This is a genomic window from Vibrio sp. 10N.261.52.A1 (assembly GCF_002876325.1).
GTDB lineage: Bacteria > Pseudomonadota > Gammaproteobacteria > Enterobacterales > Vibrionaceae > Vibrio > Vibrio chagasii.
Genome location: NZ_MCYD01000750.1, coordinates 1 through 7,243 on the forward strand (window position 1 = coordinate 1; position 7,243 = coordinate 7,243).

At 44.1% G+C, this 7,243-nt stretch carries 9 protein-coding genes and 1 pseudogene; 8 read left to right on the forward strand and 2 right to left on the reverse strand.

What is annotated here, in order from left to right; genetic code table 11:
• From BCT81_RS15455 to BCT81_RS15480, 6 genes are all read left to right on the forward strand, one after another.
• The coding region (locus BCT81_RS15455) for an energy transducer TonB (RefSeq protein WP_102425004.1) at window positions 1-654 on the forward strand (654 nt) is incomplete at its 5' end.
• A gap of 2 nt (window positions 655-656) precedes the next feature.
• Window positions 657-1,358, forward strand: a complete 702-nt coding sequence (locus BCT81_RS15460; protein ID WP_102425005.1) for a MotA/TolQ/ExbB proton channel family protein — start codon at window positions 657-659, stop codon at window positions 1,356-1,358.
• Window positions 1,355-1,768, forward strand: coding sequence for a biopolymer transporter ExbD (locus BCT81_RS15465; protein WP_102425006.1), 414 nt, complete (start codon window positions 1,355-1,357; stop codon window positions 1,766-1,768). Before BCT81_RS15460 ends, BCT81_RS15465 begins: the two co-directional genes overlap by 4 nt.
• 145 nt (window positions 1,769-1,913) lie before the next feature.
• Complete coding sequence (locus tag BCT81_RS15470) at window positions 1,914-2,804, forward strand: ABC transporter substrate-binding protein (protein WP_102425007.1); 891 nt, start codon at window positions 1,914-1,916, stop codon at window positions 2,802-2,804.
• A gap of 103 nt (window positions 2,805-2,907) precedes the next feature.
• Window positions 2,908-3,945, forward strand: coding sequence for an iron ABC transporter permease (locus BCT81_RS15475; protein ID WP_102425008.1), 1,038 nt, complete (start codon window positions 2,908-2,910; stop codon window positions 3,943-3,945).
• A complete protein-coding gene (locus tag BCT81_RS15480; RefSeq protein ID WP_102425009.1) occupies window positions 3,945-4,727 on the forward strand; it encodes a heme ABC transporter ATP-binding protein in 783 nt (260 codons plus the stop codon). Before BCT81_RS15475 ends, BCT81_RS15480 begins: the two co-directional genes overlap by 1 nt.
• 391 nt (window positions 4,728-5,118) lie before the next feature.
• Here BCT81_RS15480 and BCT81_RS15485 read toward each other — a convergent pair whose 3' ends face one another.
• On the reverse strand, window positions 5,119-5,580 hold the full coding sequence (locus BCT81_RS15485; protein WP_004737753.1) for a TetR/AcrR family transcriptional regulator: 462 nt from the start codon (window positions 5,578-5,580) through the stop codon (window positions 5,119-5,121).
• A gap of 530 nt (window positions 5,581-6,110) precedes the next feature.
• On the opposite strand from BCT81_RS15485, the gene BCT81_RS15490 reads away from it, so the two are divergent.
• Complete coding sequence (locus BCT81_RS15490; RefSeq protein ID WP_004737752.1) at window positions 6,111-6,410, forward strand: YfcZ/YiiS family protein; 300 nt, start codon at window positions 6,111-6,113, stop codon at window positions 6,408-6,410.
• A gap of 37 nt (window positions 6,411-6,447) precedes the next feature.
• On the opposite strand, the gene BCT81_RS15495 is transcribed toward BCT81_RS15490, so the two are convergent.
• On the reverse strand, window positions 6,448-6,744 hold the full coding sequence (locus BCT81_RS15495) for a YnjH family protein (RefSeq protein WP_102425010.1): 297 nt from the start codon (window positions 6,742-6,744) through the stop codon (window positions 6,448-6,450).
• Between the two features lie 122 nt (window positions 6,745-6,866).
• Here BCT81_RS15495 and BCT81_RS15500 point away from each other — a divergent pair.
• A pseudogene (locus tag BCT81_RS15500) lies at window positions 6,867-7,243 on the forward strand (hypothetical protein); the annotation flags it as partial.

Genomic DNA, 7,243 nt, shown 5'->3' on the forward strand with positions numbered 1-7,243 from the left:
CAAGCTCAACAAAAAACCGTCACCGAACCGGTTGAACCAGAACCAATCAAAGAACCTGTTTCAAAGGCTGAGCATAAACCAGCGGAGCCAAAAGCCGCTGAACCCAAGCAAGCTAAACCAACACCTAAGAAAAAGGCGATCATCAACAAGCCACAGCCAAAGAAAGTAGAAAAAAAGGTCGTTGAAAAGAAAGTCGAGAAGAAACCGGTTCAAAAGAAACATGTGACTGAGAAAAAGGTCGTGAAGAAAGAACGACCAAAAACAGAATCAACACCACAACCTGAAAAGTTAGCCGACAAGAAAGTCGATAAGAATATGGACGAGTCTGCCAACCAGCCTCAGGAAGTAAACCAAGGCGTCTCAAACCAAGAGCCAGTGTTGGTCACGAAGCCATCCTTTGCTGCTCGCCCTACACCGCCAAACTACCCTCGCCAAGCACGACGTCGTGGTATTGAGGGGGTAGCTACTTACGAGATCTGGCTAGACGCTGAAGGTAAACAAGTTAAACAAGCATTAGTAAATTCATCAGGCGCACTGATGCTCGATAACGCCGCATTAGAAGCCATTAAACAATGGAAGTTCTCACCTCACACTGTCAACGGCCGAGCAATCGCTCACCGTGTGCAAATACCTGTTCGTTTTAGGTTGGATTAATCATGCAACAAATCAGTTACTTACAAGATCAACTTGGCTTAATGACTTGGCCTTTACTTATCTGTTCAGCACTCACGGCAATGATCATCGCTGAGCGAATCTTCCAAGTCATGCTCAGTATTGGTGTTGGCAAGCGCGCTATTCGCCGCGAGCTCAACCAAATATCACCAACCAACAGCCAAGAAATTGAAGCGCTTGCTCAGTCGATTTCAGGTAAACGACCGCTATTGTACAAGGGCGTGTCAATGTTGCTTGCTCACCACTCTTTCTCAAAAGGGTTACGTGAAGATGCTGCGGGGATCTGGCTACAAGAAAAACGCCACCAATTGCACGCAGGCCTAAGACTGCTTGGCTTAATCGGCGTGATTAGCCCACTGATTGGGCTGCTTGGCACGGTACTTGGCCTTATTGAAATGTTCAAAGGTGTTGCCGCGACAACAGGCAGCATCACACCAAATGATCTAGCAGACGGTCTTGGATTGGCAATGAGAACGACCGCTGCTGGCTTAATGATCGCACTGCCTGCTATTTCAGGTGCACAACTATTGGGCCTTTGGGCTGACCGAGTGCTTGCTCAACTAGAAAACACTCTGAATTACGTAAATGTATGGCTAGAAGGCATGTCTATTCAAACAAACCAGTCTGGCGATGTAAATCATGCGTCTGCAAGCCAAGCCTCTGTAGGTAATGTGAGCCAAGCATGATTAAAACGCCAAACTCATCCCATACGCAGAGCCTAACTCCAGACTTAACGCCTCTGCTCGACATCATTTTTATTGTGATGGTTTTTCTACTGCTTACAGCTTCGGTAAAGCTGGAATCACTCGAAGTTGACCTACCAAGTTCGGACGTAAAAAACGTTTCAGAGGTCCACAAAGATTCGATTAGCGTCAATATTTTAGACCATGAACCTTACTGGGCTATCAACGGAAAAGAATACATTGACTGGGAAAATTTCAAGATCGCCTTGCTCGAAGAGACAGGTTCAACGGATAAAAAGCCGATCATCATTGGCGCGGATAAAGCCGCCAACGTGGAGAACCTAGTGAAACTACTGTCTTTCCTTCAAGAGAATGGAATTCCTGCAACTCAATTACTCACTGACGATGGCTAGAGCGACACGCGATATTCAAAAGAATTGGCTCTTAGTAACTAAGACCAAGTAGTCGGACCTGAATATCTCCATTGATTAGAACTCACATGCGAACGGACTGCTCACTGAGTTTCTTCGCGATACAAAAAGATATAAAGAACTTATTATGAATAACTTAAACGTGCTCAATAAATTAAAGACCAAGACTCACCTCCTTTCAGTGGCCGCTATGAGCCTGGTATTGACTGCGCCAACCGCGATGGCAAACGACATTGAACAACCTCGCATCATCAGTGCTGGCAGTGCCGTTACAGAATTGGTTTTGGCGCTTGGTGCAGAAGAACAATTGGTGGGTATTGATGTAACCAGCCGTTTCCCTCAGTCTGAAGACCTACCAAAGATTGGCTACCATAGAAACCTCTCAGCTGAAGGCTTGCTTGCTCTCGAACCTACCACATTGATTGGTTCTGATGAAATGGGACCAGACAACGCGATCTCACAACTTAAATCTGCGGGCGTCGATGTCGAAATCGTGAACACCGAGGCTAACGTTGAAGGGCTACTAAAACGTATCGACCAAATCGCAAAGATCACACACACCGAAGATCACTCACAGCAAGTTAAAGCCGATGTGAATCAAAAGATTGCTGCACTAAAAGCAAATCAAGTACCGAAGAATGAAGCAAAGAAAGTACTGTTCCTATTGCTGCACGAAGGTCGCCCTGCGAACGTTGCCGGCGGTGAAACATCACCAAATGCGATCATTGAGTTGGCTGGCGGTATCAACCCAGCCGCTCAAAGCCTTACATCTTACAAACCATTATCAATGGAATCGCTTGTCGAAATGCAACCTGATGTCATTTTAGTGAGTGGCCGCAGTTACCAAAAAATGGGCGGCGCTGATGCGATTCTTAAATCATTACCCATGTTAGCGGCAACCCCTGCAGGTATGAACAAGCAAATCATCACCGTGAATGGCAGTGCTTTGGTTGGTGGGCTTGGCCTAGAAAGTCTCTCTGAAGCCAAGCGTTTAAACGCACTTATTTACCCGCTATAACTCGACCACCCTATTTCTGCTATCGCTAATCCACTCCCCCTCACCACAGACTCACGTTGTTAGTAAAGGGGATTAAAGTTAGAGATAGATATTGAGGCCCTTTATGTTGTTACGATCCGTCCCACTGAAAACATCGATGTTAGGCCTAGGGGCTACCCTAGTTTTTGTCGCGCTGTACTCGATTACTGTTGGGCCAATGAACATTAGCTTAGCGGACAGCGCCACAAGCTTAATTCAACCAAACAATGACTTAGCACCTCACATCAACTTGGTGATTCAAGAAATTCGACTGCCAAGAACCATACTGTGCATGCTAATTGGTGCCATTCTCGCACTATGCGGTACCGTCATGCAGGGGCTATTTCGCAACCCACTGGCTGAGCCTGGTATCATTGGCGTATCTGCCGGTGCAGCCTTGGGAGCAGCATTAGCTATCGTTCTGTTTTCTGAGCTTTCGCTTCAATATCCGGCATTCATGAACTTTGCCGCAGTACCTGTATTTGCTTTTTTGGGCGGTGCTTTGACCACCCTGTTGGTTTACAAACTTGGTACTGGCAAATTCGGAACTTCAGTAACTATCATGCTGTTAGCAGGTGTCGCAATCAGCGCACTTTCAGGTGCAGGGATAGGCTTCTTAAATTTCATCGCTGATGATCAAATGCTGCGTGACCTTTCGCTATGGTCGATGGGCTCATTAGCTGGCGCTAAATGGTCGGGGATTATACTTGCTGCAATTACGCTCGTTGGACTGTTCGTCGTTTTTTACCGACAAGCGATGTCTCTGAATGCCCTACTCCTAGGTGAATCAGAAGCTCAACACCTGGGGATTCCAGTTCAAAAACTGAAACGACAACTGATTCTACTGACGGCAGCAGGTGTGGGTATCACGGTAAGCCTATCTGGCATGATTGGTTTTATCGGACTGGTTATCCCACATTTAGGTCGCATGCTCGCAGGTCCTGATCACCGAGTTCTGTTACCTTTATCAGCGGTACTAGGCGCACTATTGTTAACAGCGGCAGATATGTTTTCACGCGTTGCTCTTGCCCCAGCAGAACTGCCAGTAGGTATTGTCACTGCGATTATTGGCGCGCCCTTCTTCTTGTACCTACTATTCCAACAGAAAGGGAGAATCCTTTAATGTTTCCTGCAGCGTTAAAAGCGACCGATATTGAAGTAAAGTTCGGCAGCAAAAAGATACTAGATAGCGTATCCATAGAGATTGAAGCAGGAAAGGTCACCACGCTGCTTGGCCCAAATGGAGCAGGCAAAAGCACACTCCTCAAAGCCTTGTGCCAAGAGATATCAAGTACCGGCGACATTCAATATTTTGGGCATGCTAAAGACAAATGGCCTTCACACAAGTTGGCAAAACACTTGGCTATGCTTCCTCAACACAGCACGTTGACCTTCCCATTTCTGGCACACGAAGTTGTTGAACTTGGTGGTATTCCACTGCAAGAGTCAAACAAGACTCTGACCAACATCGCGAACCAAAAGATGGACATCGCCGATGTATCCCACTTGGGAGAGAGGCTTTACCCTTCTCTGTCCGGTGGTGAAAAGCAGAGAGTTCACTTGGCTCGAGTACTCACTCAACTCCACCACTCTGGCGACCAATGCATCTTGATGCTTGATGAACCCACCTCTGCATTGGATCTTGCCCACCAGCACAACACGCTAAAGATCGCGAGAGAACTTGCAGACAATCATAATGCAGCCGTTATCGTGGTGTTGCACGATCTAAACTTAGCGGCTCAGTATTCCGACCGATTGGTGGTATTGAAAGATGGTAATTTAGTGTGTGATGGCAGCCCTTGGGAAGCGCTCAAGCCGTCAATGATTGAGGATGTTTATGGATATAAAAGCATCGTAGAAAAGCACCCGACGATGAGCTTTCCTCAGGTGCACCCAGCACAATAAATTCGATTTAGATCCTGCTCATTTTTAGCACCCCGCACTAATGACAATTGAATCACTATAAGCCTCTATTTTATAGAGGCTTTTTTATTGGTTCATAGCCTCTCTCTCGCCTTAAACTTAATTTTACCAGTAACCATAGCAATGCTCCCAAAACGTCTCACCTCGAGCCTTTGAGGCGCTAGAAATGAACATTATCAGTAGACACTCGCCCAGTTAGATTGGAAAAGATGAGCACAAGGCAAATGTAAGCCTATAAAAAGAAAAGAAATATCGCTATTAGAGAAGCGAATAGACGAGCTGCTTTAGAGAGTGACAAAAGAAAAGAAGTGACAGCTATCAGACGATAGGCACAAAAAAAGCTCCCTCAGGAGCTTCTTTTAGTACGTATTGATTATTGGCTCATACGAATCAGTGATTTACCAATCAACCACTCAAGTTCTTTACCGCTTGTATCACCAAACTGAGTCTCAGTTAGCTTGTAAAGACGATCAATACCGTTTGCCGCAAATTCGTGTGCGTTTTCAGCTGTAACGATATGGTGGAAAAGTAAACGTAAAATTGCTAGGAACTCAGCGTCTTCAAGCGCTTTAACCCAGCTAGCTGAAAATGCATCAAGACCATTTTCGAAATCAATGTGCTCCATGAACATCTTGAAGATTCGACCGTCTAGAGCAGCTGTGAAATCTGTTTTCTTTGGAAAGTGGTGGCTTATACCTGTACGAGAAACGCCCGTTTGCTGACTCAACGTCGTGTATGACATCTTGTCGTAACCCAACCTTAGTAACTGGTCTACAACGGCATCCATAATCTTCTGGATTGTGATTTCTGTATCTTCTTTACTACGCTTTGGCATATTCAGGCTCTTCTCTTTGTAAATCCATCTAACTCAATAAAATGAAGTCAGAATGAAAATTGTTATCAGCATTATGTAAGCAAGGCATTTTTTCGCAAGTATTTCCATTAAAATACCCGCCAGTACTTCGCATAAACAACTTTACAGTGCTGCCTCTTTGGGCACTTTGTCTAATTATTCTTCGAAAGTAACCTTACCGCTCTAAGTGGTTAATCTAAAATAACTACTTAGAATATCAAATACCCAACAATAAATTCATTGTATAAATACCTATCAAGCAATAGATAGTCTTATAAAATTAGTCACGACGCAACTAACTGAATGATATTCTAACAAATTAATGACACTGCTTTTAAACAAAACATGAGATAGATCACATACATATTTGTCGGCGCGAATGTACATATTCATTTAATCCCACAACAAACAACATAGCATACCAGTGCGAATTAGTTCAAAGATTTTAATTTTTGTAGATACAGTTCAAATTGCTCGTTAGAATAACCGCAGATTTTGTAAGAGGATTATTTATGAGCCAAGATATGGGTAACAACGACGTATGTGAAGCTTGCGGCTGTGCAGGCGAAATCGGGTTCATCATTAAAGAAGGTGACGATGTTGCTGAAGTAACGGTATACGGCAACTCGAAAGCACTAATTGAAGCTGAATTTGCAAAGTACGTAGAGCTGGCAAAGCAAGTGTCTAGCAATGTTGAGTACGAAGCGTCAGAAATGACCGAAGAAAGTACTGAATTGCATGCACGCTTCAAGTTCGAAGTAAGCGCAGAAAAGATTATTTTCGAACTTAAGACTCGCTCTCTAGCGCGTTAATATAAGCATTTATGCTCTTATATAAAGACGAGTAAAATTACTCGTCTTTTTTTATTTGTATCCAAGCAAGTGCGCCATTCGTTTCAAAATCGTTTTCCGCAGCACATTGAATCACAACACCAGAGACTTCGAGTACCGCTCCAATGCTGTATGCCTTGTCATCGTAATAACAAACTCGTTGCTGTTGACCACTTTGAGTAACCACCACCGCAGCCTTCCCCGGTGTTGAAATTACTTTGTTCGCACTGGCAGGCATTGAGCAAAACATTGCACTTGCTACCAAAACGCTCTTAACTATTTGTATATTTACTCTAGTCATCCATTTACCTGCCATTGTCGTTTAATTTCTGATTAGCCAAACGATTTCTATTTTATCTACCGCCAAATGGGTAAAACACTATGCGAGAATAATTTTTCCATTATAGTGTTAGCGTCTATCGTAATAAGAAGCCTATTATGCTCAGAATAATTGCACTTATTATTGGTTCTTTAACCATAACAAATGTCAGTGCAGAACCAATCGATCACTATCAAATATTGAACCATCTGGACAATTACGGAAACTTATATCTCCGAAATAAGCCTTACACAGCGCTTCCAACCGGTTTAGTGGTCGATGGTAATCTTAATATCGAAAACACCCCGATCACACGCTTACCTAAAGGGCTTGATGTTAACGGCAGCCTCAAGGCTTCTAATAGTCAGCTAACCAGAGTAGAAAGTGGTGTAAAAATCAAAGGCTACGCCGACTTCATGGGTAGCAAAATCACCAGCTGGCCAAAAGGCGTCAGAGTCGGCGGGTTCATTAATTTCACTGACACTCCACTGCAAAG

Bases quoted from the DNA above. Each gene is read 5' to 3' on its own strand.
- BCT81_RS15460 (WP_102425005.1), top strand. From the start codon at position 657: ATGCAACAAATCAGTTACTTACAAGATCAACTTGGCTTAATGACTTGG.
- BCT81_RS15465 (WP_102425006.1), top strand. From the start codon at position 1,355: ATGATTAAAACGCCAAACTCATCCCATACGCAGAGCCTAACTCCAGAC.
- BCT81_RS15470 (WP_102425007.1), top strand. From the start codon at position 1,914: ATGAATAACTTAAACGTGCTCAATAAATTAAAGACCAAGACTCACCTC.
- BCT81_RS15475 (WP_102425008.1), top strand. From the start codon at position 2,908: ATGTTGTTACGATCCGTCCCACTGAAAACATCGATGTTAGGCCTAGGG.
- BCT81_RS15480 (WP_102425009.1), top strand. From the start codon at position 3,945: ATGTTTCCTGCAGCGTTAAAAGCGACCGATATTGAAGTAAAGTTCGGC.
- BCT81_RS15485 (WP_004737753.1), bottom strand. From the start codon at position 5,580: ATGCCAAAGCGTAGTAAAGAAGATACAGAAATCACAATCCAGAAGATT.
- BCT81_RS15490 (WP_004737752.1), top strand. From the start codon at position 6,111: ATGAGCCAAGATATGGGTAACAACGACGTATGTGAAGCTTGCGGCTGT.
- BCT81_RS15495 (WP_102425010.1), bottom strand. From the start codon at position 6,744: ATGGCAGGTAAATGGATGACTAGAGTAAATATACAAATAGTTAAGAGC.